28 protein-coding genes and 1 other RNA gene are annotated in these 26,192 nt (G+C 35.0%); 21 read left to right on the forward strand and 8 right to left on the reverse strand.

Features of this window, described 5'->3' with window-relative positions; translation table 11 throughout:
• The first annotated feature begins 127 nt into the window (after positions 1 to 127).
• Together NCE97_RS05845 and NCE97_RS05850 are read left to right on the forward strand one after the other, a co-directional pair.
• A complete protein-coding gene (locus tag NCE97_RS05845; protein ID WP_353778012.1) occupies positions 128 to 1,867 on the forward strand; it encodes a DEAD/DEAH box helicase in 1,740 nt (579 codons plus the stop codon).
• A gap of 88 nt (positions 1,868 to 1,955) precedes the next feature.
• Positions 1,956 to 2,738, forward strand: coding sequence for a carboxypeptidase-like regulatory domain-containing protein (locus NCE97_RS05850; RefSeq protein WP_353778013.1), 783 nt, complete (start codon positions 1,956 to 1,958; stop codon positions 2,736 to 2,738).
• Between the two features lie 5 nt (positions 2,739 to 2,743).
• On the opposite strand, the gene NCE97_RS05855 is transcribed toward NCE97_RS05850, so the two are convergent.
• The 5 genes from NCE97_RS05855 to NCE97_RS05875 all read right to left on the reverse strand — a co-directional run bounded on the left by NCE97_RS05855 (position 2,744) and on the right by NCE97_RS05875 (position 5,359).
• The gene (locus NCE97_RS05855) at positions 2,744 to 3,295 is read right to left on the reverse strand and encodes a hypothetical protein (protein WP_353778014.1); all 552 of its coding nucleotides are present in this window, start codon (positions 3,293 to 3,295) and stop codon (positions 2,744 to 2,746) included.
• Positions 3,296 to 3,379: 84 nt separating this feature from the next.
• On the reverse strand, positions 3,380 to 3,754 hold the full coding sequence (locus NCE97_RS05860) for a VOC family protein (RefSeq protein WP_353778015.1): 375 nt from the start codon (positions 3,752 to 3,754) through the stop codon (positions 3,380 to 3,382).
• A 105-nt stretch (positions 3,755 to 3,859) separates the two neighbouring features.
• Positions 3,860 to 4,279, reverse strand: coding sequence for a VOC family protein (locus NCE97_RS05865; protein WP_353778016.1), 420 nt, complete (start codon positions 4,277 to 4,279; stop codon positions 3,860 to 3,862).
• Positions 4,280 to 4,317: 38 nt separating this feature from the next.
• Positions 4,318 to 4,974, reverse strand: a complete 657-nt coding sequence (locus NCE97_RS05870) for a TrmH family RNA methyltransferase (RefSeq protein ID WP_353778017.1) — start codon at positions 4,972 to 4,974, stop codon at positions 4,318 to 4,320.
• Positions 4,975 to 4,981: 7 nt separating this feature from the next.
• Complete coding sequence (locus NCE97_RS05875; RefSeq protein WP_353778019.1) at positions 4,982 to 5,359, reverse strand: DUF1801 domain-containing protein; 378 nt, start codon at positions 5,357 to 5,359, stop codon at positions 4,982 to 4,984.
• 90 nt (positions 5,360 to 5,449) lie between these two features.
• On the opposite strand from NCE97_RS05875, the gene NCE97_RS05880 reads away from it, so the two are divergent.
• The 9 genes from NCE97_RS05880 to NCE97_RS05920 all read left to right on the forward strand — a co-directional run bounded on the left by NCE97_RS05880 (position 5,450) and on the right by NCE97_RS05920 (position 12,707).
• Positions 5,450 to 6,055 carry a hypothetical protein gene (locus NCE97_RS05880; protein ID WP_353778020.1) on the forward strand — a complete coding sequence of 202 codons (606 nt, stop codon included), beginning with the start codon at positions 5,450 to 5,452 and terminating at the stop codon, positions 6,053 to 6,055.
• Positions 6,056 to 6,079: 24 nt separating this feature from the next.
• The gene (locus tag NCE97_RS05885; protein ID WP_353778021.1) at positions 6,080 to 6,379 is read left to right on the forward strand and encodes a winged helix-turn-helix domain-containing protein; all 300 of its coding nucleotides are present in this window, start codon (positions 6,080 to 6,082) and stop codon (positions 6,377 to 6,379) included.
• A gap of 199 nt (positions 6,380 to 6,578) precedes the next feature.
• Positions 6,579 to 7,970 (forward strand): DUF4153 domain-containing protein, encoded by a 1,392-nt coding sequence (locus tag NCE97_RS05890; RefSeq protein WP_353778022.1) that lies wholly within the window; start codon positions 6,579 to 6,581, stop codon positions 7,968 to 7,970.
• Between the two features lies 1 nt (position 7,971).
• Entirely contained in the window at positions 7,972 to 8,364 is a 393-nt protein-coding gene (locus NCE97_RS05895) for a hypothetical protein (protein WP_353778023.1), read from the forward strand.
• Positions 8,351 to 8,848 (forward strand): hypothetical protein, encoded by a 498-nt coding sequence (locus tag NCE97_RS05900; RefSeq protein WP_353778024.1) that lies wholly within the window; start codon positions 8,351 to 8,353, stop codon positions 8,846 to 8,848. Before NCE97_RS05895 ends, NCE97_RS05900 begins: the two co-directional genes overlap by 14 nt.
• A 15-nt stretch (positions 8,849 to 8,863) precedes the next feature.
• The gene (locus tag NCE97_RS05905; RefSeq protein WP_353778025.1) at positions 8,864 to 9,502 is read left to right on the forward strand and encodes a SanA/YdcF family protein; all 639 of its coding nucleotides are present in this window, start codon (positions 8,864 to 8,866) and stop codon (positions 9,500 to 9,502) included.
• Entirely contained in the window at positions 9,499 to 9,879 is a 381-nt protein-coding gene (locus NCE97_RS05910; RefSeq protein ID WP_353778026.1) for a ribosomal maturation YjgA family protein, read from the forward strand. The genes NCE97_RS05905 and NCE97_RS05910 overlap by 4 nt, the downstream gene beginning before the upstream one ends.
• The gene (locus NCE97_RS05915) at positions 9,872 to 10,555 is read left to right on the forward strand and encodes a DUF1361 domain-containing protein (RefSeq protein ID WP_353778027.1); all 684 of its coding nucleotides are present in this window, start codon (positions 9,872 to 9,874) and stop codon (positions 10,553 to 10,555) included. The genes NCE97_RS05910 and NCE97_RS05915 overlap by 8 nt, the downstream gene beginning before the upstream one ends.
• A 52-nt stretch (positions 10,556 to 10,607) precedes the next feature.
• Positions 10,608 to 12,707 carry a M48 family metallopeptidase gene (locus tag NCE97_RS05920; RefSeq protein ID WP_353778029.1) on the forward strand — a complete coding sequence of 700 codons (2,100 nt, stop codon included), beginning with the start codon at positions 10,608 to 10,610 and terminating at the stop codon, positions 12,705 to 12,707.
• Between the two features lie 46 nt (positions 12,708 to 12,753).
• Here NCE97_RS05920 and NCE97_RS05925 read toward each other — a convergent pair whose 3' ends face one another.
• The gene (locus NCE97_RS05925; protein WP_353778030.1) at positions 12,754 to 13,962 is read right to left on the reverse strand and encodes an NAD(P)-dependent oxidoreductase; all 1,209 of its coding nucleotides are present in this window, start codon (positions 13,960 to 13,962) and stop codon (positions 12,754 to 12,756) included.
• 113 nt (positions 13,963 to 14,075) lie between these two features.
• Here NCE97_RS05925 and ssrA point away from each other — a divergent pair.
• From ssrA to NCE97_RS05940, 3 genes are all read left to right on the forward strand, one after another.
• Positions 14,076 to 14,469, forward strand: a transfer-messenger RNA (tmRNA) gene (gene ssrA, locus NCE97_RS05930).
• 231 nt (positions 14,470 to 14,700) lie between these two features.
• Complete coding sequence (locus NCE97_RS05935; protein WP_353778031.1) at positions 14,701 to 15,339, forward strand: hypothetical protein; 639 nt, start codon at positions 14,701 to 14,703, stop codon at positions 15,337 to 15,339.
• Between the two features lie 12 nt (positions 15,340 to 15,351).
• A complete protein-coding gene (locus NCE97_RS05940; RefSeq protein ID WP_353778032.1) occupies positions 15,352 to 15,570 on the forward strand; it encodes a hypothetical protein in 219 nt (72 codons plus the stop codon).
• Positions 15,571 to 15,579: 9 nt separating this feature from the next.
• Here NCE97_RS05940 and NCE97_RS05945 read toward each other — a convergent pair whose 3' ends face one another.
• Complete coding sequence (locus tag NCE97_RS05945; protein ID WP_353778033.1) at positions 15,580 to 16,713, reverse strand: AbiH family protein; 1,134 nt, start codon at positions 16,711 to 16,713, stop codon at positions 15,580 to 15,582.
• A 290-nt stretch (positions 16,714 to 17,003) separates the two neighbouring features.
• On the opposite strand from NCE97_RS05945, the gene NCE97_RS05950 reads away from it, so the two are divergent.
• The 3 genes from NCE97_RS05950 (at position 17,004) to NCE97_RS05960 (ending at position 20,381) form a co-directional block, all read left to right on the forward strand.
• Positions 17,004 to 18,056, forward strand: coding sequence for a helix-turn-helix domain-containing protein (locus tag NCE97_RS05950; protein WP_353778034.1), 1,053 nt, complete (start codon positions 17,004 to 17,006; stop codon positions 18,054 to 18,056).
• Between the two features lie 97 nt (positions 18,057 to 18,153).
• Positions 18,154 to 19,446, forward strand: coding sequence for an NTP/NDP exchange transporter (locus NCE97_RS05955; RefSeq protein ID WP_353778035.1), 1,293 nt, complete (start codon positions 18,154 to 18,156; stop codon positions 19,444 to 19,446).
• An 11-nt stretch (positions 19,447 to 19,457) separates the two neighbouring features.
• A complete protein-coding gene (locus NCE97_RS05960) occupies positions 19,458 to 20,381 on the forward strand; it encodes an aldo/keto reductase (protein ID WP_353778037.1) in 924 nt (307 codons plus the stop codon).
• 35 nt (positions 20,382 to 20,416) lie between these two features.
• On the opposite strand, the gene NCE97_RS05965 is transcribed toward NCE97_RS05960, so the two are convergent.
• Positions 20,417 to 21,010 carry a hypothetical protein gene (locus NCE97_RS05965; RefSeq protein ID WP_353778038.1) on the reverse strand — a complete coding sequence of 198 codons (594 nt, stop codon included), beginning with the start codon at positions 21,008 to 21,010 and terminating at the stop codon, positions 20,417 to 20,419.
• 347 nt (positions 21,011 to 21,357) lie between these two features.
• Between NCE97_RS05965 and NCE97_RS05970 the strand changes: the two genes are divergently transcribed.
• The 4 genes from NCE97_RS05970 to NCE97_RS05985 form a co-directional block, all read left to right on the forward strand.
• On the forward strand, positions 21,358 to 21,810 hold the full coding sequence (locus tag NCE97_RS05970) for a hypothetical protein (protein WP_353778039.1): 453 nt from the start codon (positions 21,358 to 21,360) through the stop codon (positions 21,808 to 21,810).
• Positions 21,811 to 22,077: 267 nt separating this feature from the next.
• A complete protein-coding gene (locus NCE97_RS05975; RefSeq protein WP_353778040.1) occupies positions 22,078 to 23,373 on the forward strand; it encodes a beta-helix domain-containing protein in 1,296 nt (431 codons plus the stop codon).
• 125 nt (positions 23,374 to 23,498) lie between these two features.
• Positions 23,499 to 24,953 carry a T9SS type B sorting domain-containing protein gene (locus tag NCE97_RS05980; RefSeq protein WP_353778041.1) on the forward strand — a complete coding sequence of 485 codons (1,455 nt, stop codon included), beginning with the start codon at positions 23,499 to 23,501 and terminating at the stop codon, positions 24,951 to 24,953.
• Position 24,954: 1 nt separating this feature from the next.
• Positions 24,955 to 26,192 (forward strand): PorP/SprF family type IX secretion system membrane protein (locus tag NCE97_RS05985; RefSeq protein ID WP_353778042.1); only part of this gene is annotated, 1,238 nt, incomplete at its 3' end.

Genomic DNA, 26,192 nt, shown 5'->3' on the forward strand with positions numbered 1-26,192 from the left:
ATCAAAAAATTAGAGTTTCAATAGATTCCTCAGGGTGAGGATGTGTTACCAGAAGTTTTAGGTTTAAGTATGTCGATGCGCTTCTCATGTAACACTTACATAACGCAATTGAATACTTAGATTTACAATGAGTACATTCCAAGACCTTGGTTTGCAAGACCATTTATTGCAAGCCATAACCGATTTAGGCTTTGAGACCCCAAGTGAGGTGCAAGAGAAAGCTATTCCTGTATTACTTACCGAAGAACGCGATCTGGTAGCCTTGGCACAAACAGGGACAGGGAAAACTGCTGCCTTTGGGTTTCCAATGCTACAAAACATAGACGTTGATAGTCGTACCACACAAGGACTTATCCTCTCGCCTACGCGTGAGCTGTGCTTACAGATTACCAATGAGCTTAAGCAATATGGTAAATACTGTAAAGGCTTAAACGTCACTGCCATCTATGGTGGTGCCAGCATTACAGACCAAGCCAAACAAGTAAAAAAAGGTGCACAAATCGTCGTAGCAACGCCTGGTCGCATGAAAGATATGATCAGCAGAAATATGGTCGATATTTCCAAGATTCAGTATTCCGTATTGGATGAAGCCGATGAGATGCTCAATATGGGCTTCTATGAAGATATCACAGACATCCTATCACACACACCAGAAGACAAAAGCACATGGTTGTTCTCTGCAACGATGCCAAAAGAAGTGGCAACGATTGCAAAGAAATTCATGTTTAATCCTATAGAGATTACGGTTGGACACAAAAATGTTGGGAGTAAAAACGTGTCGCACGAATTTTATTTAGTCAATTCGAGAGATCGTTATCTAGCTTTAAAACGCTTGGCAGATGCCAATCCAAATATATTTTCAGTGGTGTTCTGTCGTACCAAACGCGATACACAGAAGGTCGCCGAAAAACTTATCGAGGACGGTTACAACGCAGGCGCACTACATGGTGACCTCAGCCAGAACCAACGTGATCTGGTAATGAAATCCTTCAGAAATAAACAGATACAAATGTTGGTGGCTACAGATGTAGCGGCTCGTGGTATCGATGTCGATGACATTACGCATGTGATCAATTACCAACTTCCAGACGAGATTGAAACCTATACACACCGTTCTGGTCGTACAGGTCGTGCTGGGAAAACTGGTGTCTCTATGGTCATCGTTTCCAAAAGTGAATTGCGAAAGATTAAAAGCATTGAACGCATCATCAAAAAGCAGTTTGAGCAAAAAGAGATTCCAAGCGGGATGGAGATTTGCCAAGTGCAATTAATGTCCTTAGCCAATAAGGTTCATGATACGGAAATCAATCACGAGATTGATAAGTACTTGGAAAGCATCAACGAATTGTTCGAAGACACCTCTAAAGACGAGCTTATTAAGAAGTTCTTCTCTGTAGAGTTTTCAAGATTCTATAACTATTACCAAAAAGCCAAAGACCTTAATATAGAAGCCAAGCATAGCAGTAGTAGAGATGGCGAGCGTAGCGGAAGTTCTACACGTTACTTTATCAATGTAGGTCGTAAGGATGGTTACGATTGGATGAGTTTGAAAGACTTCTTGAAAGCCGTTTTAGAATTGGGTAGAGATGATGTTTTTAAAGTAGATGTGAAGGATAGCTTCTCGTTCTTCAATACTGAAAAAGAGCATGAGCAGAAAGTATTGGATTTCTTTACCGACTTTAAATACAACGGACGTTTTGTAAATGTTGAAGTTTCTACAGATAGAGGTGGTGGTTCGCGTAATCGCAAGAAAGGAAGACGAAACGACAAACGCAACCGTAAAGGTGGCAATAGATCTGACAGATCTCGTTCTGAAGTAAGAACTAGCAAAGGGTCTTCAAGACCAAGACGTTCGAGAAGGCGTTAAACCTTCATGTTAATATTTAGTCAAAATTTACGAATCTAAAGATGCAAAGTGCGTTTTGTTTAGTACTTTTAAACTTTAAAAGCAGTGTATGAAGTCCCTACTTGTGTTTTTCTTAGGTCTATTACTCCTTACATCCTTTGATGTTGAAGGGCAGGAAGACACGTCTGTTAAAGGTGTTATCTATAGTACGACCACAAACGAACCTCTAGAAAAAGTAAATATCGTTAACCTTAATCAGGTTATTGGTACCTCTACGGATTTTGAAGGGAAGTTTGAAATTAAAGCAAAAGCAAACGATACACTGCACTTATCTTATCTAGGTTACAAATCCATTAAAGTTAGAGTAACTAATGACTGGTTGAAGTTTGGCGAAACCAGAATCGACATGACAGAACTTGCGCTTGCGCTTGAGGAAGTTGTGGTGAATCAGTTGCGACTTACTGGCTATCTCGAAGTGGATATTGCACAAGTGCCTGTAGTCTCTAACAACCGATACAGTATTTCTGGATTACCGAACAGTGGTTATGAAGCAGGTTCTAGTCCGAACGCTGTAAACAAAGTACTCGGTGCGATCTTTAATCCTGCTGACTTCTTGTATAATATGTTTGGCAAAAAGCCTAAGGAAATGCGCAAGCTGAAGAAGATGAAGAAGGATGATGAGATTCGTAATCAGCTAGCCAATCGATTCGATCGGGAAATGTTGATGGTATTACTTCAGGTAGATCGCTTTGATCTGGATGAAATCGTGAATCAATGTAACTACTCCAAAGACTTTATACAAAGTGCTAATGACCTTCAAATCTTGGATGCCATTAGTGAATGCTACGAAGAGTATAAAGTCCTTAGTCGTAACAAGAAAAAGAAAATCTAGTTTATTTAATTGTTGTAGAACAATTCAAAGGCACTGATACAAAGTACATCTTCTGGATCATAGACGTTTGCTACTTCTACATTATTGAATGTAAATACCAATCGCTCCACAGTCACAGTATCTTCATTAAACACAATTTCAGAAACTGTAAGCACTTCGGTATTATTAGCCGAACTGATATACTGATTTCCAGTCCCGTCGAAGTAGAAAATATAAGCTGTTCCTGGTCCAATACTTCCATTGATTGCATAATCGCCTACTAGATCTACGCCTGAAGCGTTAGTTGCAAAAATATTGGCGCCCAAATCGGTAAGCTCCTCTTCATCGCTATGTCCTCCAGTTTGAATAGATGGTGCTCCGAAAAAAATATCATCAGCTCTATAGGCATAAACGTTGTTATCTAAGTCTTCGAAATTAATTGCTCTTGAACAATCTTCGCTAACTGCTGCTTCTAATGAGGAACCTCCTAATCTGCCAGCTTCCTGTTCATTGCTATTGCAGTTAAAGACACATAAAAAAGAGATAAGGGACAATGAAAATAGAATACGAGTTTTCATTGCTGGTTGATTTAAAATGAATAGCCTAAGATACAAATTTTATCCTAGGCTATCAATAATACCTTTATATTCAAGGGTTTGAAATCAGTTTCTAGAATGTAAGGCAACGCGGTTACCTTCACAATCTATAAACACACCCATAAAACCGTGTTCAGGTGAAATTTCAGTTTTGGGTTGATAGATTTTGCCACCTGCGGCTTCTACTCTATCCAATTCATTTTGCACATCTTCTGAATGAAAATACACTAGTGTGCCTTCCTGACTTGGAATATAGGATTCTTGTTTGATTAAGGTGCCTGTGGCTCCATGAGCATCTCCTCTATCTGGAAACCATCCCATTAGTAAACCACCAAAATCAACTACATTGATGTCTAAAGCGAATACTGCTTCGTAGAATGCCTTGGCGCGATCCATATCATTTACTGGAATCTCAAACCAGCTGACCATGTTTTGTTTCATAATTAATTATTAATGGATTATTACAATTACGTTTTGTCATTTCGAGTGAACACGAGAAATCTCATATAATGAAAAAGATTCATCGCAAGCTCTGAATGACATGTATTAAGAAGCATGTCCGTCGTGAGGACTACTTACCATCCACTGAATGCCAAACTTATCTACTAGACTACCAAATTTCCCACCCCAAAATACTTCATTGTATGGCATGGTAATTTGAGCGCCTTCAGACAAACCCGTAAAAATCGCATGTCCCTGTTCTTCATCATCAGCCAAAACACTAACGTGGTAATTATTGCCTTTGTTTAATGGCATATGAAATCCATCGGAAGCTTTGAGTTCGCTCCCATTGCCAAAGGTTAAGGTAGCATGCATGATTTTATTTTCTATTTCTGGCTTACTATATTCTGGCGGACCATCTTTATAGCGCATCATTACTTGGTAATCGCCATCAAAAATATCTTTGTAGAAGTCCATTGCGGCTTCGCAGTCACCGTCGAAGGTTAGGTACACATCACATTTCATAATTTACAATTTTTAAGTTAGACTTTTAATGTACAAAATTATTGCTGCTCGTAAAAGTGATTTACAATATCATCATAGCTTTTTATGGTTTTCTTAATCCAGTCCAACCATTTTTCATCTTGAGCATCTTTGGATAGTTGCCAATCTATTTCTGAAGCTCGAAGCTGAGACGTGACATATTGTAAAATTATAGCTGCTGAAACTGATATATTTAAACTTTCGGTAAAGCCTACCATTGGAATCTTAAGAAAACAATCTGCTTGTTCTATAACGGCATCACTCAATCCTTCGGTCTCTCTTCCAAAGAAAAAACAAGACTTCTTAGTAATATCAAAATCCCGAAGTTTGTGATCGGCCTCGTGAGGCGTTGTCGCCACAACTTGATACCCTTGTGCTTTTATGGATTTGATACAGTCTGAAATTGAATTGTAACGATGTACATCGACCCATTTCTGTGCACCCATAGCAATCTCTCTATCGATACGCTTACTATTGATTTCCTCCACCACATGAATATCCTGAACACCAAATACATCACAACTACGAATCACAGCACTGGTATTGTGCAATTGGTACACATCTTCGGTTGCAACTGTAAAGTGTCGTGTACGTTGAGATAGCACCGTTTCGAAGCGATTCTTCCGATTCTCAGTAAGATAGGTTTTTAGATATTCTAATAAGTCAAGATCTATCATAATGTTCTTATACAAACCAAGGTTTATCACTCATCTCGATATATCGCTTCGCTTCAAGCAATATCGCCCTGAATTCGTGCTCGTTAAATTCCTCAAGAGACTTTACTTGTAGAGACCTCACCTGCTTGCGATTATTATCATTTTTTAATGAGGGAAATTGGTCTTCAAACAAAACGCCTTGCACAAAAGCAACATCGACATAGTCTTTACCTTTCAAGATATTGAGATAAAGCATAGGTTTTTTGCCAATATTGTAGAATGGTATTTTGTAGCTATAACGTTCTGTAATGTCTGGCAACGTCCTCAGAATAACATCACGTATGTATAGCATTATTGATTGGTAAGGCTCTTTCTGATTATAAAAGTATTCGTCTACTGGCTTCATATAGATTAAGTTCTCATTTCAAATTTAATAAACTTTTAACTTGAACAATAGGCATAAATTCATTTACTTTGTAATTCAAAGTACTTTTATATGGAATCTAAAGACTATCTAAAGGACATTAGTGAGATTAAGGATCTCATGAACAAATCGTCGCGTTTTATCTCTCTCAGTGGCTTATCAGGCATACTTGCAGGCATATACGCCTTAACTGGTGCTGCTTATGCGTATTGGCTAGTGAATAATTCTAGTAGAGATTACTTGATTTTGGATGGCGAAATCTATAGAAACTGTATTATCGCTTTGGTTTTGGTTGCTGTGATGAGTGTCCTCACTGGAATTTGTCTAACAACCAGAAAGGCCAAAAAGAATGGTGAAAGTATTTGGGATGCTTCTTCCATTCGACTCGTAGTTAATTTTCTAATTCCTTTAGTAGTTGGTGGTCTGTATATCTTGATAAAATTAAATCAGCATATTTATGGGCATACAGGTGCTTTGATGTTAATCTTTTATGGATTGGCATTGGTGAATGCTTCTAAATACAGCTTAGGATACATAAGATATTTAGGATATATACAAATCATTCTAGGGTTAATTTGTGCCTTAATGCCGACTTATGGATTCTGGTTTTGGGTATTAGGATTTGGTGTGATGCATATAGTTTATGGATCAATTATGCATTTTGTGTATAGAACCTAAATTATAGGTATTACTTTTGAAGTAATGAGTCTTATCACCAACATAAACAAAGCTTTTGATCATCGTATCCGTTTGGGTATAATGTCAGTCCTTGTGGTTAATGAGTTTGCAGATTTCAATACGCTCAAAGAGTTGTTGGATGTTACAGATGGGAACCTTGCCAGTCATACCAAAGCTCTGGAAAAGGTTGAATATATAAAAGTTGAAAAACAATTTATTGGAAGGAAACCAAATACAAGGTACAAGGCAACAAGAAAGGGGAAAACAGCGTTTAAGAAACATATTGAAGCCTTAGAACACATCATAAAACGATCTGAACAATAATAATGAAACCTTTAAAAACCATAGTGCTAAACCTCTTAGGAAGGGATCGCTGGAGAGAACTCAACGCTTTTGAAATAAGCATACTCCTCCTCCTCACCCATCCTCTCTATTGTTTGCTTTGGTGGCTTAGGTCTGTAAAAGAACATTTAAAAAAATTTATTAATTCACTTTGAATTTCAAAGTACTTTAAATATTTACTATGAAACACATCATCACCATCATTGCCGCATTTATGTTTAGCATTCTGTTTTACGATAAACATATTGGACTTAATCTATCCATCTTTTCTCTGATTACGATTGCTTTGTTAGCCTTTTACAATCCGAAGCGTATGAAAAACAAAACTGTGTTGCTCACTGTTCTGGCTTATTTGTTAACGGCTATTGCAGTATTTATACAGCATACATCTTTATCGATCATTGCTAACTGTGCTGTGTTTTTCACCTTAGTTGGTGTAGTTTCAGAACACAAAACATCAATCTATGTACATTGGCTAAATGGTCTTTATACAAGCATTGCAGGTTTTTTTCATAGAAGCTTTGGAATAGATAAGGACACAGAAAAGGTATCTTTAAAGAAAGACATCGATGTTTGGCATTGGGCAAAGTTGATAGGCATTCCGGCGGTGTTCATAGTTGTTTTTGTGCTACTTTATAAGAATGGAAACCCAATGTTTAATGACTTGATTAATAAAATCAATTTCGATTTTATCAATCTTCAATGGATTCTATTTAGCGTTCTCGGGTACTATCTATTCAGTAATATCTCTCGACCTATTCAGGTTGAGCCTGCTACTTCAGCTGATCTAAAAACCAGTAACATATTATCCAAGCCTGAAACTATTTCAGAAGAAAAACTAAAAAAAGAAAAACAACTAGGGACGACATTGATTGGCCTGCTCAATACGTTGATCATATTTTATATCATTACAGACATTGCTTCATTAGTGTCAACGGAGCTCAGCAGCGCTCCTGCTCTATCTAGCCAGGTTCATAGTGGTATTAATGCGCTTATCGCTTCAATTGTCATTGCCATAGTTATTATACTCTACTTCTTTAGGGGTGATCTCAATTTTTATTCTGAAAACAAAACGCTCAAAAACTTAACCTACTTATGGATTATCCTCAATATTGTTCTTGTCGCTTTAATAGCCATTAAGAACCACAATTACATCTCGTCCTTTGGATTAACATACAAGCGTATCGGCGTTAATGTGTATATCCTTCTGACTTTAATCGGTCTAATAACGACGTTCCTAAAAGTGATGAGCGTTAAAAATCTAGTGTATTTATTCAGGATAAATACGCAGTTTGCTTTTGTGATACTTATCGCTCTCAGCACCATTAATTGGGACAAGACAATTACCGAGTACAATATCCACAAGGCCAAATCTTTTGATATCGATTATTTGATAAAGCTGACAGATAATAATGCCATTCAATTATACGATGCATTAGATGAGCTGAACATTTCTAATCAAAATGAACAACGCATAAGAGAAAAATATGATCGGTACTTAGGTGATTTGCTATCCAAGACATGGCAAGAGTCTAATTACGATTACTATTCGGTGGTTCTAAAAAGGTTATAGTATGAATGTTCCTTCTAATATTTCTAAGTCTAGCTTGCTTGCTTTTGTAGTGTTTTGGGCCATCAGTTTTGCCACAGAAACAGATATACTGACCATAGACATGACACCTTATGTAATGTTCTCGTTTATCCCAGTTTTTCTTGTCTCATCTTTCGTCATCTTAAGTACTGTTTGCCCATTCTTTTGGCTACTGGAAAAAGATGGTTTTGATAAGACCCAAGTATTTATGGGCTACTTCCCATACTATGTGATTACTACCTTTAGCATATGTGCTTTTTTCATTATTTCTTCTGATTTCGACACATTAGCCATCGCCTTTTTTGCCTCCGCCTTTATATCAACAAGCCAAGCCTGGGTTTGGTTCGCAAAAGAAAAAAGCCATGAAAAGGTATAGAAAAAAACTGATTGAATGGCTGTTTGAACATTCCCAACAATTGTATACGAAGATGTTCAAAAAGCATGAACCTTGGGGAGTGTATCGAAAGGAATTATTGCGCTATCCAAAACACACTTTTGGTAGGCATCTCGGAGAATTTCTGGAGAAAAATAATTTTGAACTCATTGCGAAAGTTGAACGTCACGATGCTTATCATACCTTAACAGGCATTGGCACAAGCGTAGAAGACGAAATTGCCTTGCAGTGTCTTTGCTATGGGAATGGTAAACGAAGCCCTTATCTATATGGAGCAATCATTCTAGGGATTATTATTCTACCTGATTATTTAAAATTCTATTCTGAAGCGTATCGTATTGGGAAGCATGCTAATGCCTTTCATCATTATGATTACAAAAAACTGTTGCATGTCGATTTTGAACTGTTCCGGTCATCAATATTTAACACATCTCAAATCCATTATTTAAGTCTTTACCGTAAATAACTTATACATAATAATATGAAGCTAAAAAAGATCCTCGGAAAAACCATCATCTTAATCGTACTATTGCTTTTAGGCATATATATCCCAAATACCATAGTACAGCATCAGTCCAAAGGAAAGACATACAACGATATTTCTAGTATTCCCAAAAACAAGGTAGGCTTAATTCTTGGTGCTGTAAAAATTGCACCGAGTGGCAATATTAATCTGTACTACCAATACCGATTAGAAGCAGCTATAACTTTATACAAGGCTGGGAAAATAGAGTACATTCTCGTCAGTGGTGATAATGGTAGAAAGGACTATGATGAACCTTCGGATTTTAAAAATGATCTTATCAAAGCTGGAATTCCTGAAGATAAAATTTATCTAGATTATGCTGGGTTCAGGACTTTGGATTCCGTTGTCAGAGCCAAGGAAATCTTTGGACAAGAACAAATTACCATTATCTCACAAAAGTTCCACAACGAGCGCGCTATCTATCTTGCAGGACACAAAGGCGTTAAGGCTATTGGATTTAATGCAAGAGATATTGGTGGTCGCTATGGCAAAAAAACTAAACTCCGGGAACGCCTTGCTAGGACTAAAGCATTTATAGACGTGGTGTTTAATGTACAGCCTAAGTATCTGGGCGAAAAAATCGTAATTGGATGAAGTACTTAACCTTCGATAGGTCATACGCGATATATGCGATCATACTCTTTCTATTGGAAGCATGGATTGCTATTATATTCGATTCAGGGTTTATACGACATACCTTTGGCGACTTTCTGGTTGTCATCTTATTGTACTCTATACTCAAAACATTTATAGATATAAAGCCATTGTATATGGTCATTACTGTACTCCTAATTGCATTTGGAATAGAGTTTCTTCAACTTACAAATCTCTTAGAATACCTCAACTTAGAGCATAGCTATACTGCCAAACTCATTCTGGGTAATACATTTCACGTTAGTGATCTTATCGCCTACACTTTTGGGTGTATCACAATTTTAATCGCAGAACAAAATCAAAAATCCTATGAATAATATAAAATCATTTGTCTTAGACCGTTTCAAAATCCTTTCTATCATTACAGTAATGATGAGCATGAGCATTTTTATGCTAATGCTAAGGATGAAGCTAACGCACTCATTCTTTTATCTGTTTTTGGTATGGAACCTGTTTCTAGCTGTTATTCCATATGGCATAACGACATATCTAAACTACAAGCAAACTATTTCTAAGCCCTTATTAGCTATATGCTTCCTTGTATGGTTAGCGTTTCTACCAAATGCACCATATATTGTTACAGATCTTTGGCACTTACGCTTGAACGAATCCAATATCTTTTGGCTAGACATTTTGGTTGTAACGTCATTTGCTTCATGTGGTTTGCTATTATTTTATTTAAGTTTGAAAGACATGATGGCACACTTAAATGTTCATCTCAAAAAATTCTTCCGAGACATAGTTCCTTTCATAATTATCACCTTATCAAGCTTTGGGATTTATCTTGGACGCTTCTTAAGATACAATTCGTGGGAAATCTTGAGTAATCCTGAATATTTGTTTTCAGATATAGTAAATATTATCCTGCAACCATTTCAGCATAAAGAAGCATGGTTGTTTACACTGACATTTACATTGTTTTTGAATATTGGCTATTGGGTGTTTAAAGGGCTGACTTTAAAAAAGCCAGTACAGTCTTATAGAAGAAAATAATTTTAGTGGCGTTAAAAAAAACTATATATTGCTATAGTTCAAAATCAACCAAATGACCACCAATTACTATCCACCAAATCCCACGAATTTACCTAAACAACTAACAGCTTTAACATCTTCTTACAGAACAAAAGCTTTCTTAGCAATACTTTCAATAATTCTGTTCTTTGTATTGTACTCTGCTTTGGTTTTAGGCTTGGCTTATCTTGCCTATTATGCATTTACTTATGAAATGGGTGACATCAATAAACTTACTATCCTCATGAAAGTTGGAGCTATTGCTGGCTCAGTAATGTTATTTGTTTTTACATTAAAGTTCATTTTCAAGCTAAAAAACCATAAAAGGACAAATAGAGTTAAACTCAACAAAACTGACTATCCTGAGCTTTGGGACTTCGTCATGAAAATATGTAAAGATACTGGAGCACCAAAACCAGCGGCAATCTATGTCGATCCAGATGTTAATGCTTATGTTTCTTATACCAACATGTGGTTGAGCTTATTTTTACCAGTAAAAAAAGAACTGACCATTGGGCTAGGATTGGTAAGTTGCTTGAACCTTTCTGAGTTTAAAGCTGTAATAAGCCATGAATTTGGGCACTTTGCCCAAAGTAGCATGAAGGTTGGCAGCTATATTATATCTGCAAATACTATTATTCATGACATGATTTTTTCAAGAGATAAATGGGATGACTTATTAGACCAGTGGAGACAATCAGATCTAAGACTATCATTTGCTGCATGGATTATAACTCCTATTATTTGGATCATAAGACAAATTCTTAATCTGTTTTATCAATTCCTAAACATTATGTATTCATCCCTTTCTAGAGAGATGGAATTTAATGCTGATAAAGTTGCAATAAGCACTACTGGTAGTGAGGCAATAGTATCAGCGTTATGGAAATTAGATGACGGTTTTTATAAGTGGAATGAAACAATAAATCATGCTTACTTAGCTGCTCAGAAGAAACGTCATGTTCAGAATCTGTATGTTCACAATAATCTAGCGATCGATAGGGACAAAGCTAAGCAGAATCAAATCTTGGAAGCATTACCACAAGACAGTCGTGGTGGAAAACACTATTTTTCTACTTCCGAACATAGTAAAGTCGGAATGTATGCTAGCCACCCACCAAATAATATGCGAGAAGATAGTGCTAAAGTTCCATTTATAGATTGCGAGTCAGATTCTCGTTCACCATGGATTTTATTTAGAAATAGTGAAACGTTACAGCAAAAAATGACCTCTTTGGTATATAAAGAATATCTCAACAAGACCCAAGACATAAATTGTACATTAGAAGAATTTGAAGCATTTATTATTTCAGAGAATCAAAGTAAATCTTTGTTAGAAGACTATGAAAATACTTTTGAAAACAGATTCTTGAATATTCCAGATATAGATAGCAACGAGTTAAATCTTGAAACGGTTGATACCTCTAAAATTGTTCTAGATAATTTAAAAGCTGAATTGAAATCGCTGATGGATCCTATTAGAGATTTAGAAACACTCATGGACAAAGCTGGAGCAATAGCTCAAGGAACTACCAAAGAAAATGTACTGTCCTTTAAAGATAGATCATTCAAAAAGAAAAATATTCAAGAGGGTTATGAGCTAATCCTTAACGAACGAGAGTCTCTTTTGGTAAATAGCTTTAAAGAATGGGATAAGTCTTTTTGTACTTTTCACCTTGCACTTGCCAAAAAACACAATCAATTAGACACACTTTCTAATCTTTATTCGCAGCACGTAAAATTATCCGATTTCTTTAGAGATGCAGTTAATATAAAAGGTACGATTATTACTGAACTCAATAATTTACAGAATAGTGAACCAACTCAAACCACTATTCATAAATTTGGATATAGAGTTAATGAGTTAATTACATCATTGAATGAAAAACTAGAAGCTCTCGAGTCAGATAAATTTGTTCCACTCCCAAATATCGAATCTCCAAAAGAATTAAGAGAAGCATTAACAGAAGATGGAAGCTTTAAAGAAGAAAAAGGAAATATTTTTGATAATGGCGGCTTTAATAGATTGTTCACTGCTTTAGAGAATTCCATTGTACACTGTCAGCGTATAGATCAAAAAAGTGTTGGAGCAATTTTAGAGGCTCACAATAGTCTTCATCAATATTTAGAATAGCATCAAAAGGCTACATAGAATATACTTTGGAATGCATAAGAATGGATTACTCCTTTCCATCCACATAATCCTGGAGATAGGCATAGCGTTGCGTTAGCTCACCATCTTCTGTGGTCATTCTGGAACGTTTCAAAATACCGCGCTCATCCTCATTAAAAAATGCGGGAATGACGTGCTCCAAGAACATATCTCCAAACCCTTCACTGGCATCTTTAGGCAATTCACAAGGTAGATTATCCACAGCCATAACAGTAATAGCACCCTTTGCGTCAAAGGCTACTTCACTCTCTGTGTTTGGATCATAGCCGTAAAATGGATCAGCAATCGTAGAAGGTCTTATTGTCGAGGCTACAGGACCATCGATATCACAAGACACATCAGCAACTAAATTGATATTAAAATCGGGATGCTTCGCATCTTCTCTTGTGAACAAATACGGTGCTCCATCACCATAAAAATGTCCTGCGATAAAGTAATCGGTTTCTTTAGCATATGGCATAAAGTTACTCTCATAACCAGAAGGATCTTTATAGAATTCTGCCTTCTTCCCTACTTTACCATCGCTTCGTTTAGCATATTCTATAACATCAACCATACAGTAGACAGGTTCTGTAAACTTAGAGGTTAAGTAAAGAGCATCACTTACTTCTTTGATTTGCAAATGATCCAAAATCTCTTTGGCTCCCATAGCAACTTTACCAGTACCAGAAAGTAGAATTTTAATGTTTGGCAGCGTGATTTTATCTAACTCAGCTTTTACAGCATCGAGATCTGCTAGGTTTTCAACCTTAGGCAATTCAAACAAACCATCTCTAAGGCCAAGCGCTCTAAATCCATTATAAGCACCAACCAATCCAGCATAGCGTCCAAAACCAATAAGTCTGGCACCACTTTGCTTAGTTATAGTTTCATGGTCAAACATCTCAATGTGTCTATCGAGCATGGCCTTAAGCAACTTTCTGTTATAAGGTTGCTTCTTTATGGTATGTGAAAAGTAGAAGTATTTTTTATTCGGAATAAGGTTCTCGATAGGTACTTCCTTTACACCAATTAAAACATCACAATCACTGACATCATCGGTCACTGTAAATCCTTGTGCTTTGTAGGCTTCATCTGGAAACACTCTAATATCTGAAGATTCCACAACAAATTCAGCTTCGGGAAACTGATCTCTGGCTTCAGCAAGTTTTTCTGGTGAAAACACAACACGTCTATCTGGCGGATTTTTTCGTTCTTTTATGATGGCAAATTTCATGTATATAGCTTGGTATAAATTTTGCACGAAAATAATCGGATTTATGTCTATATGCAAAGTTTTTGATAACTTCGCAATCCTTTTCTTTGGAAAGGGAATGTTCATTGAAAAAAGGGGTCGACTGGTTTTGACAGCGAGACCCATGAAACCGTAAGCACGTCGTGTGATGATATTGATACACGTAAAAGGCCATATCAAATTTTAAACGGCGAAGATAACTACGCTTTAGCTGCATAATCTGAATTATAGTAAGATTAGCCTAGGCACACAAGGTGTGCAAGCTGAATGTCTCTTGAAAGCCTTGGTTTATGGCGTTCTACTTAGAGGCATCGTAAAAGTAGACCTAGGACTATTAGCGCATCGATAGTATTCCGAAACTTTAGATGATAAGCTAAAAGTGGATTGTTTTTAGTCAGCTTTTAGTCGACAATTGAGTAAAAACTAAACGTGTAGAAAGCGCTTTTGTGGCTTGTTTGGACGGGAGTTCGATTCTCCCCGACTCCACAATAAAAAAATGCAATTTGCTTTTTTACAGTTAATTGCATTTTTTATTTCAATTTATTTGCACACAAAATGCACAACTAACAAAAAGGAGGGTTCAAATACAATTCATGGCTGCATGAATTGATAATCAAATATGCTTATTACATAATAATTCTAAAACTAATCATTAATAATTTTATATTTAGACTTACCCACTTTCAATGAAGTAAAATCAGTTTAACATTCTTTTTTATAATGGAAACAGCAGACATAATAAAAAAAATAGAAGAAATTGAGAAGTTATATCCGAATGACTCAAAGAGGGATATTGAATTGAATTCTTTTTATTTGTTAAGCTTACAGTTTGTTAAAAACTACATTGGTCAAGATACTGAATTCTATAATTCGTTACTAAACTATAAAAAGAGATATAATGATGATCTTTTTAGTATGGGAATTCAAGCGGTTTCCGTTTTACGTTCTATAAAAGACTACTTAAAACTTCAATTAGAACTAGGTAAATCTCAACAATATAATATAAAGATTGATGTCATAAGTGACTTCATTAATCAAGCGATCAGTTTAATTAATGATAAAAAATATCATCCGGCCGCCTCGGCAATATTACTAGGAGCATCACTTGAAGAATTTTTAAAACAACTTTCAGAGCAAGAGAATATTGATTTAAGCGATACAAAAAAAACTATTGACCCTATTGCCCAAAAACTGTATCAAGAGAAAATAATCACAAAGCAAGATTATAAGGATATTACTTCTTGGGCAGGGCTAAGAAATGATGCTACTCATGGGAATTTTGATGAAGTAAATGATAAAATGAGAATTCTAAATGCAATAGAAGGCGTTAACTTATTTATGAGAAAATTTAATAATTAATATAATAGTATTATGGACGATTTTAAAGTTGGGGATAATGTTTTTCATAAATCTAATTCCTCTATTGTTTGGACAATTGAAAAAGTTGAAAATGGCGAGGCACTATGTTCAACTATAATAAAAGATACTTATGAACAAAAAAAAGCGGTTTTTGTTTTAACTTCCATTCAAAAGTGTGCTTCAAGGTCTAAAATCAGAGTTTCAAAAAGAAGTAGAGACAACTATTTCTAAGATTAACTTTTAAAAATATTCCTCCCCAGGTTGCTTAGGAAAGTAAATCGAATCTTTAAGGTTTTTAATTTTTACTCTTGCCATTTCATCGCTAATTATCCTCGACGCAGCCATTGTTAGTTTAGTAAACTCCCTTTGAACCTCCAACTGAACTTGACCTTTTTTAATATCAGGATTATACTTATCTAATCTCTTGTACAATAATATTCCTTTACAATTTGATGAACTGAATAGCTCTTGAAGTAAAGTCTTATCTGTCATACCAAGGGAATGGCCTAACACATGTACAACATAATCATCAATACCGTTTATTAAATCACTATACATACTTTGATAAATTGAGTCATGAAGATATTTGTGAGTTTTGAAATGCTCTAAGAATTCATCTTTACCAATATTCTTTATTTCTTCATAGGCCATATCTTTATCACTGCCATAACCAAAAATTATTTCAGAGTCTAGCTTTCCATGTATCGGATAGTAATCATATTTGGCTTTTCCCAGAAAATCATATCTTAAAATAGTATCAGTATAGTTAAAGTTGATAATCGCAAATTCTCCGTTTCTTGCCCTACCAAGTGATCTCAATTCTTCAAGAAAAACTTCAAATTCTGCAATGCTTAAAATGTCTTTAGTGACATTTTTCAAATAGGCATGCACAGCATTTTTTATACTTTCAAACTCTTTATTCAAAGTTTGTATTGAAGGCAAATAGTATTTGTCTTTTTGCTTATAATGTCTGTTCTTAATTGAAAGCAAACACTTAAAAAGTGTACCCTCAATATCAAACCAATTCTCCTTTTGCTCTAAATAAAGAATGCTCAAAAAAGTATTTGACAAATAATTAATAAAATGCGTGAAATTTTGCTCAAAAACTTCATATCCTATACCCCCTTTAAGTAACGCAATATCTCTTAATGAGTATCTATTGGAAAAGCCTTTTGCCCTATACTCTCTTCTGTCAAATATATTGTAAATTGTTAACAGAAAATTATTAGGCTGTAACTCTGTATCTTCTTTAGCCATTCTGACCAATTCTTTAAACAATATTTCCTTTTTATAATATTCAGCAAAATGATTAAATCCAGTAGGAAGGCCATGAGCAAGGTCAAAACCGTTTCCAATAAGTAGAACTTTTATCATATCGTTTACCTGTATTTTGTATTATTTAAAGATAATTAGTAATAGTAAATAATATAAAAAATAACACTCTTTTAAGATTGCTGTTTTTAAGCTAGTTTAGAACTATTTAATAGCTACTTCATATTCTTTCTGATTAATTAGCTAAACCATTAATTTAAAATCAGCCTGGCTTTCTTGTGCGGATTTTTTTGTTTTATAATCTGGATTAATAACATTAGATAATGTTATACTCTTCTTAATCTTTTACCTACCAATATATTTTTACTGTATATTTAGTTGAACATTTTTCCTTGAAAGCGTTAAAACTAAATAAAGAAGTAGAATTACTAATCGGCAGTATTGGCGGCATACAGAGCCTGTATATGTCCATTTATGTGTTCTTTGGCAAAAAGAGAAACATTCCTAATATTCTATTAGCACTTTTCTTTTTCTTCATTACACTGAGAATTGTAAAATCTCTGTTTTGGATTTATTTTGACAACCTTCCTGATTGGTTTTTAAATCTGGGATTCATTGCCCACTTGGCTTGTGGACCAGCACTATATTTGTTCTTTACGCATTATCTGTTTCAAAAAAAATGGCTAAAAATTCAATTGCCTCACTTTCTACCTGTTGTTGCTTTAGTATTAGTCATGTTCAGAATTAATGAAGCTAATTTTTGGTTTAGAGGAGGCTATACCTTGCTATTATATCATCAGTTGATATATACCTTCTTATCCTTCATTGTTCTGTGCAGAGCATATAAAAAGTGTCGCGCTTTGAACTATGAGATAAGTAATACTGAGTGGATTTGGTTACTCATTTTAATTCTTGGCACTTCTCTTATACAGGTATCTTACTTTTCTAATTATGTCTTAGGGTTAACATCGTACACGACAGGTCCAGTCATATATGCTTTCTTCATATACTTTCTGTCTATATATTCTGTACTGAATAAAAACATCTTAGGTTATGTAGCTGGAGGAACTATTAAATACAAAAACATTAAGCTCAATGATGATGAGTTTAATTATTACAAGAATCACTTATTGCACTTGATGGAGACTGAAAAACCATACTTAAATCCATCTTTTACATTGTCTCAATTATCCAAGCAGATTTCTTTGCCGACGTATTTATCTTCTCACCTTATCAATAAAGGATTTGATAAAAACTTCTCTGAGTTTGTTAACGCTTACAGAATCACTGAAGCGAAATCTAAATTAATTTCTGAGTCTCATTCACACTTAAAGATTGCTGAAATCGCATACGAATGTGGCTTTAACACCTTATCCTCTTTTAATTCTTCATTTAAAAAAACAACTGGATTAACTCCTTCCCAGTTTAAAAACAATCACTCATAATTCCTTCCAGATTTATAAATCAATCATACGTATTTATAAACCAAAAATGGATTTTATGGTAATTATCTAATATTAGGAATACGGTAATTACAGCTACATGAATCTTTTCAAAAAGCAATTAAAATTCAAGTCCATAGATCAATCTGAAATGCCTGCAATGTTATGGTCTATGCTATTTTTTGCCTTGCTCATGGCTTCCTATGCGATCCTTCGCCCTATACGAAATGAAATGGGTATTATTAATGGCGTTTCAAGCCTACATTGGCTATTTACAGCAACATTTTTAGCTACTGCATTATTCGCTCCATTTTTTGGGTTTATAGCCAGTAAGATCGGATTTGAAGAATTATTAACTAAGGTGTACATCTTTTTCTTGTTAAATATTTTTGCCTTTTATGTTCTATTCAAAGCAAACGTATTTAGTGATATTCTACCCAGTGTATTCTTTATATGGTTGAGCATTTTTAGTTTATATACCATTTCATTGTTTTGGAGTCTAATGCTAAATATTTACTCAAATGCTCAATCCAAAAGGTTATTTGGCATTATTTCGGCAGGAGGAAGTTTAGGGTCTCTACTGGGTTCATTTGTAATTACTCCGTTGTCTTTTATCCTAAATTTTGAGTCCTTTCTCTTACTATCCGCTCTCTTTTTATTTCTAGCCTTTATTTCGTTAAAAAAGCTATTAAAGTATCAAAGGCTTGAATCCCTATCTGAGGACAACAACCATCGTAGGTTTCAAAATAGTTTTTTCAAAAAAGCGAGAATACGAGAGAGCTTCAAGCAAATATTATCGTCAAAATATATCATTGGCGTCTTGCTTTTTGTGTTCTTTTACACAGCTATATCGACATTTATTTATTTTGAACAAGCCAATCTTGTAGACCAAACCATTGTTACCAGCAAAGAAAGAATAGGTTACTTTTCATCTGTTGATTTAATTGTAAATTCATTAGCCATTTTTGGCCAACTTTATATTTCAAACAAAATTTTCAGCAGATATGAATTATACAAAATTCTTAGTATAGTCCCTATTGTTATAGCCGTTGGGTTAATACTACTGAGCATACATACTACTTTGTATGTCATTGCGCTCCTTATGATATTTTACAGATTGAGTAATTTAATTCTATTACGCCCAGGAAGAGAGATGCTATTCGCAATAAAAAAACGAAAGAATAGCCATATCACCAAAAGCTTTATCGACACATCCGTTTACCGGGCTGGAGATTTTGCTTCAGGATGGTTCTTTACATTGTGTATCTCAATTGGTTTTGGTCTTTCGGCAATAGCTATAATTATTATACCTTTTATTCTTGTTTGGGGATATCTAGGCTATAAAATTGGTAAAAAACATATACAGTTAGTAAAATCAATATCTACTAAATAAAAACACGTAAGATGCGAAAATATACAAGACGAGAAGCAACAAAGGTTATTGGAGGATTAACCATAGGTTCTCTTCTATTACCAACATTTGGATTTACAGATATGAATTCGATTAGAAAAAGAAAGATAGGTTCCTCAAATGAAAGCCTCCCTATAGTTGGTTTAGGCACATGGCAGTCCTTTGATGTTGGCAACAATAAAACCAAAAGGGAGCAGCTTACTTCAGTTTTAGAAAACATGAAAGAATATGGTGGATCAGTGATTGATAGTTCTCCAATGTATGGTTCATCAGAAAGCGTAGTTGGTGATCTTGTACAACAAATGAACTCAAGAGATCAGTTCTTTTTTGCTACCAAGGTTTGGACAAGCGGTAAACAAAATGGAATTGACCAAATGACCAATTCCATGAGACTCATGAAAACCAATACATTAGATTTAATTCAGATTCACAACCTAATCGATTGGAGAACGCATATGCACACGTTAAAAAAGTGGAAAGACGAGCAAAAGATACGGTATTGGGGAATAACGCATTATGTAGATTCTGCCCATGATAAGCTAATTCAAATCATAAAAGCGGAGAAACCAGATTTTGTACAATTCAATTATGCTATTAATAATCTTAATGCAGAAAAAAAGTTACTACACACGGCACAAGAAAATAACGTTTCAGTTATCATAAATAGACCATATGGTGGTGGAAGTTTATTCCGATTGACCAAAGGAAAGAACCTACCAGATTGGTGTAATGATTACGATATAAAAAGTTGGGGACAATTTTTCCTTAAGTACATTTTAGCCAGTAAAGCAGTTACATGTGTGATACCTGGTACATCTAAACCACATCATTTAATTGATAATATGAAGGCAGGTTTTGGTAGATTACCAGATGATGCTACTCGTAAAAAGATGATAGCCTATTTAAAGACTTTATAGGTCTGGTTATGTTTTCTTCTGAAACCTTCTGAATACTATTTAGTAGTTACTGGGTTTTCTTGAAGCACAATATCCTTTTGAGCTACAAGTAAACCATCTACAGTTTTTAGTTTAAGAATTCTAGAAGGATCCCCTTTTTTAGCCATTCTCTTACGACAACGCTTTGTTAATAAAGGATCTTCATCAAAAAGAAATGTTGCCATTGCATATCCAGGCTTTGTAGACTCTTTAACGATTGGGTATAGTTGCTGCATTCTATTATAACGTCTATCACTTCCAGGAACATAGGTGAAGAATGTGTATTGACCATTGGCATCAGTTTTTATCCAGCCTCTGTTTTGCACATATTTTTTGTCTTCCTCTTTAATGACGTTAAAATCTCCGTCCTCATCAGGTTGCTCAATATATAAGATTACACCCTCAGCTGGAGTTACACCATCACTTTGATATATCGTACCTGTAACCTTAAGCTTCTGTTTCTTAGAATCAAAACCAGGAATTGTAGCAGTATTGCTCAATTGTAATTCTTTATAATCGTAAAAAGGATCGTTTTCTGAAAGTAATGTAGTGTCTTGCGAATAAATAATAATTGGACACAATAATAATAGTAGATGTACAAAATGTTTCATGGGGCTAATTATTTTGTTCACCGTAAAGTTCTACTATGTAAACTGTAAACTAATAAAAATCACATGAATGCTAAAATTTTACGATGAATTGCTAAAGACTGCAAAAAATGTCGGTGAATGACACACTATTTTATTGCACAAATAACGAATTGCGCTCAAATTCACATAGATATAATCGCTAAAAACACAACTTTATAATTTGTAGGAAAAACTCGTGTTTATCGAGAAAAAAACACATTTAATCCGAAAAATTTGCAGTTAATAGATAAAAAAGTTATAGAAAAAAGTTGTTTTTTTTAATAATTTGTATAGATTTGTTTCACCAAGTCTTAAAAAATACATTAATAATGAAAACTAAACCTACTTTATTAAGCATTGCTTTTTTCCTGCTTATGAGCATTTCTTTCGCTCAAAAAAAGAATGCTGAAATCACCATAATCAATGGCAAAGTAAGTATTGATAAATACCACAGCTATGAGGAATTGAACAGCCTTACTAAGGGAAAGTTATTGTCCTTATATAGTGAGCGTATCAAGGTTATTGTAAATATTTTACCAAATATTGCATTTGCCACAAAACCTGGAGTAACAATGGCCTCTCTAGGTATTCCTGAAACTAAAGATAATAAGAAGGCATTAGAAGCCAATCGTGAAGCTTCTGTAGAATATTTTGATAGTACCATAGAGTTTCAAAGAAAGGTACTACCCTATTCAGATACTCAAGACTTGATAGCTGCTATATTGTTTTATGAAGAAACGCTTAAATCGCTTCATACGTATAACGATTTTAAAACAGACTAGCTATAGGTTAACTTTCTTAAAAAAACTACATAAAAACCTCAGTATTTTTTACTGAGGTTTTTTTATGCTCAAATGTGTCGACCAAATATTGTAGTATTTATGCCAGTAATGTATTGTTAAAATTTTGCATAAAATATATCATTTGTACGTAATTTCTTTATATTTAATACTGTTTATCGATTAATATTGCGTTTCATTGCATTTCAGTAGTAGACTTTGTAAGTTTGATTATGTAATAATCCCTCCCAAATTTAAACTTTACTACTTATGAAAAACTTTACGTTAATAGCTCTTGTTTCTCTCTTATTTTCTGGGCTTGTATCTGGACAGCAAGAAAAGGGCATAACAGGATATGAAAATTGGCTAAAGCCCTGGACAGAGTTTAAGCCAAATAAAGTGGATTATGGTACACCTACAGAAATAATCAGTGGTAATATTACCGAAGACACGAAACTGTACAAAAAGCACACGTACTTACTTCTAGGTGATGTCTATGTAACTGATAGCACAACACTTATCATCGAACCTGGTACTGTAATCATGGGTGACTTTAAAACTAAAGGAGCTCTTATTGTGAGCAAAGACTCAAAAATAATAGCTAAAGGAACTTCAACAGACCCTATTATTTTCACATCGAGCAATAGTGTAAAAAAGCCAGGTGACTGGGGAGGACTTTTTATCCTTGGTGATGCACCAATCAGTAACCTGAGTGATGAAGCCTCTTTAAACCATGGTTTAATCCCACCAGCAACAAAAAATATAAGCTATGGTGGCAATAATCAAGATAGTGACTCAGGAATTCTAAGATATGTGAGAATCGAATATGCTGGCAAAAGGACTAAGCTTTACGGTTATTTTAATGGGTTGACATTAGCAGGTGTAGGATACCAAACAGTTATTGATAATGTTATGGTAAGCTTCTGCAAAGGAACTTCGTTTAATGTTCTCGGTGGAAATGTAGTCCTAGATAGATTAGTTTCTTATAAATCTAGTATTCACGACTATGAGTTTAACTATGGTGTTCAATGCAACATCACCAACTCTCTAGCTGTAAAATCGCCTTATGTGTCTGGCTCAACAGCTTCAAAGAGTATGAACATACTTGCGTATAATCTAAAAGAAGAAATAGACTTATCGAAACCGCAAACCAATATATGGGCAGAAAATTTAACTCTACTCAATGTCAGCAATGACCTTGAAAACGATATTAAAGTTGGGTTGGTCAACGAAGCCATTTTTATTGGAGAAAACACCTTCTTATCCATGAATAAGAGTGTAGTTTCTGGTTTTAATCCTGCGGTAATTCTAGATGAAAAAATAAAGCTAAACTCTGCCAATTTAGAAGACATACGATTTACCAAAATGTACTTCAACAATTGTAATGGAAACATCTTTAAAAAAGGCTTTTCCAATAACGATGACTTAGAGAATTGGTATGGTAGTTACTCATTTAGCAATGTATACTCCAAAGGTCCAGATTCTGAAACATTCATTGATTCTGGAAACTCCAGATATCCAGATTTCAGATTGAGAATCAACAAGATCATCGCAGCTAACGATTAATCATTCAAGCTAAACTGAACAAGTAGAAAAACCTAAGATCGGTTAGGTGCTAAAGTATCACGGTCTATCACTGAGTTTTAAACAAAATCAATAGCATATAGGTATAACATTACAATTAAAACAAAATGTATAAGATAAAAGTTGCATACAAACTTTTCATTGGAATTTGTTTTTTAGTTCTTACATCACAAAGACAAGCTAACGCTCAAATAGTCATTGGTTCTCCTAATTTAGGATTTACAATGGCTTGTGCTAATGAGTCTTTCAATACCTATGACGCAACTTTTGTGTTTTCTCCAGAAGCAGGTTTAGAGGCATCCAATCAGTTCATCATTGAAATGTCAGATGCTGAAGGTGATTTTTCAAACCCGACAACAGTATTTACGTCAAGTCCGGGTTCAGTTACTACCTCACCAGCAACCTTAACGTTTTCAATCCCAGAAGACACAGCAGGCGAAAATTATAAAATACGTATAAAGAGTACTGCTCCAGTTGCTACAAGTTCTGGTTCAGCTGCCTTTCCAGCATATTATAAAGCACAAGATGAACCATTTACTATCAACAACCTTGTTTCGACAGGTGTCTTTTGTGAAGGTGGAAGTTATCTTCTAAGTATTGACAATCCTGGTACAGGAGCTAATGATTCACCTTTAAACTATCCTAACCTGACCTTTAATTGGTATAAAGAAACAGGGCCAACTACAGCTGTATTTGTTGCTGAAGGGAACACACTTTCAGTAAGTGATGAAGGCACTTATTTTGTTGAAACCAATTATGGGAGTTGTACATCAGATTCATCATCGAATCGTGTGACTATTAGTGAAGTATCTTCTGGTGAAGCCGAAGCAGGTATTTCTTCAAGCCTAGGAAATCCATTCTGTCCAAGCGAAGGCGCAACGATATTGAGCACAATAGTTGGTATCAGTTATCAATGGTTTGTAGATGGTGTTGCTATAGAAGGTGCCACGAATCAAACTTATGAAACAGAAGAATCTGGTATGTATACGGTTTTTGTAGATCTAGGTGATTGTTCTACAACGGGAGTGATAACACTAGAAAGTGAGCTATTCGATGCATCGATTAATGTTCCTGAATTTAACGAGATAGATGAAGATGAAACACTATGGGTAAGTGTCACTACAACAGCTGAAAATCCAATATTCGAATGGTATCTAAACGATACATTAATTACTGAAGCAGATGACGACAACTATGAGGTGTCAGAAATAGGAAGCTATGCAGTAGTGATAACCGAAACAACAGGCTGTCAAGGATCAAGAGAATTTTTATTTGAAGTAAGCGAACCATTTCCAAATGTGGAAAAACTACCTAATGTCATAAGCCCAAATGGCGACGGCATTAATGACACTTGGGTAATCCCGAGAGCTTATGTAAGTGGTACCGATACAGAGGTGGTCATCATGACTAATTATGGAAAAGTAGTTTTTCAAACTAATGATTACCTCAATAACTGGCCTCAAGACAATTTGAATTTATCGAACGGCAACGAGGTCTATTACTATATCATAAAAACAGTAGATAACGAAATAAGAAAAGGATCAATAACCGTGGTAAAATAATATGAAAGCATTCATATTGATCATATTACTAAACTTCTGTACAATACAGATATTCCAGGCTCAAGAAGCCGATGGAGCGGTTTCGCTTACCCTTCCCGTAAGGAGTTCATTGACTTTTAATCGTTATATCATTAACCCAACCTTTAGCTTCGTAAGAGAGCAAAACAAGTACATCAGTATTTATAATAAGCGTGAATGGGTGCAATTTGAAGACGCTCCTCTAACCTTTTTGGGAAGTTATACCGGAAGGTTAGCAGAGAACATTGGTGCTGGACTAGGGTTATTTCAACAAAATTATGGCGTACTAGCTACTTATGGAGGCGTCCTAAACTTTGCATATAATGCTAGACTTGCTCAGGAGAATAACTTAACCTTCGGACTTAATATAGGCGCTTACAGAAGTGGTCTAAATACAGGAAGCGTAGTCACCAATATTGATGATCCTTCAATACAAAATATTCCAGAAAGCTTCTTGCTAACAATCAATCCAGGAATTAACTATGGTTTCGCATTCATAGATGTTGGTGTGTCAGTTAATAATCTAGTCGTGTATAACTTTCAAAACTCTGAGCTTTTAGAGGATAATACAGAACGTGGTATTCAGGCACATTTAATGTATACAGGCTACATGAATAGTAGAGGTTTCTTCGATGAAAGTAAATTTTCAGGATTAATTCGATCAGAATTTAAAGAAAATGAAACCATCATCTCTGGTATAGCAATGCTTACTGTACCAAAAGGAATTTGGGGGCAAGTAGGTTATAATACAGTTTATGGTATTTCAGGCGGTTTAGGAATCAACATCACTTCGCAAATTGCTATTGAATATAATTTTGAAAAAGCTGTTGGCGACCTTACCGATTTTGGACCTTCGCACGATATAACACTAGCATATAGATTCAAAAATAAAGAAAGATATTACTATAGTAGTGGCGATGAAATCAGTGGATTAATCTCAACCGATTCCAAAAAAAGACGCACTGTATCTAAAAAGCCTCAGAAAAAAGGAGATGTTGATACAACGTTGCTAGCTGAACAAAAAGCTAAAGAAGAGGCGGAAGCACAAGCTAAACTTGAAGCTGAACAAAAAGCCAAGGAAGAAGCGGAAACGCAGGCTAAACTTGAAGCTGAACGTAAAGCCAAGGAAGAAGCTGAAGCGCAAGCCAAACTTGAAGCTGAACGCAAAGCCAAGGAAGAAGCTGAAGCACAAGCCAAACTTGAAGCTGAACGTAAAGCCAA

Origin of the sequence: Winogradskyella sp. 3972H.M.0a.05, assembly GCF_040493455.1 — a bacterium.
In the GTDB taxonomy this organism is placed as follows: Bacteria; Bacteroidota; Bacteroidia; order Flavobacteriales; family Flavobacteriaceae; genus Microcosmobacter.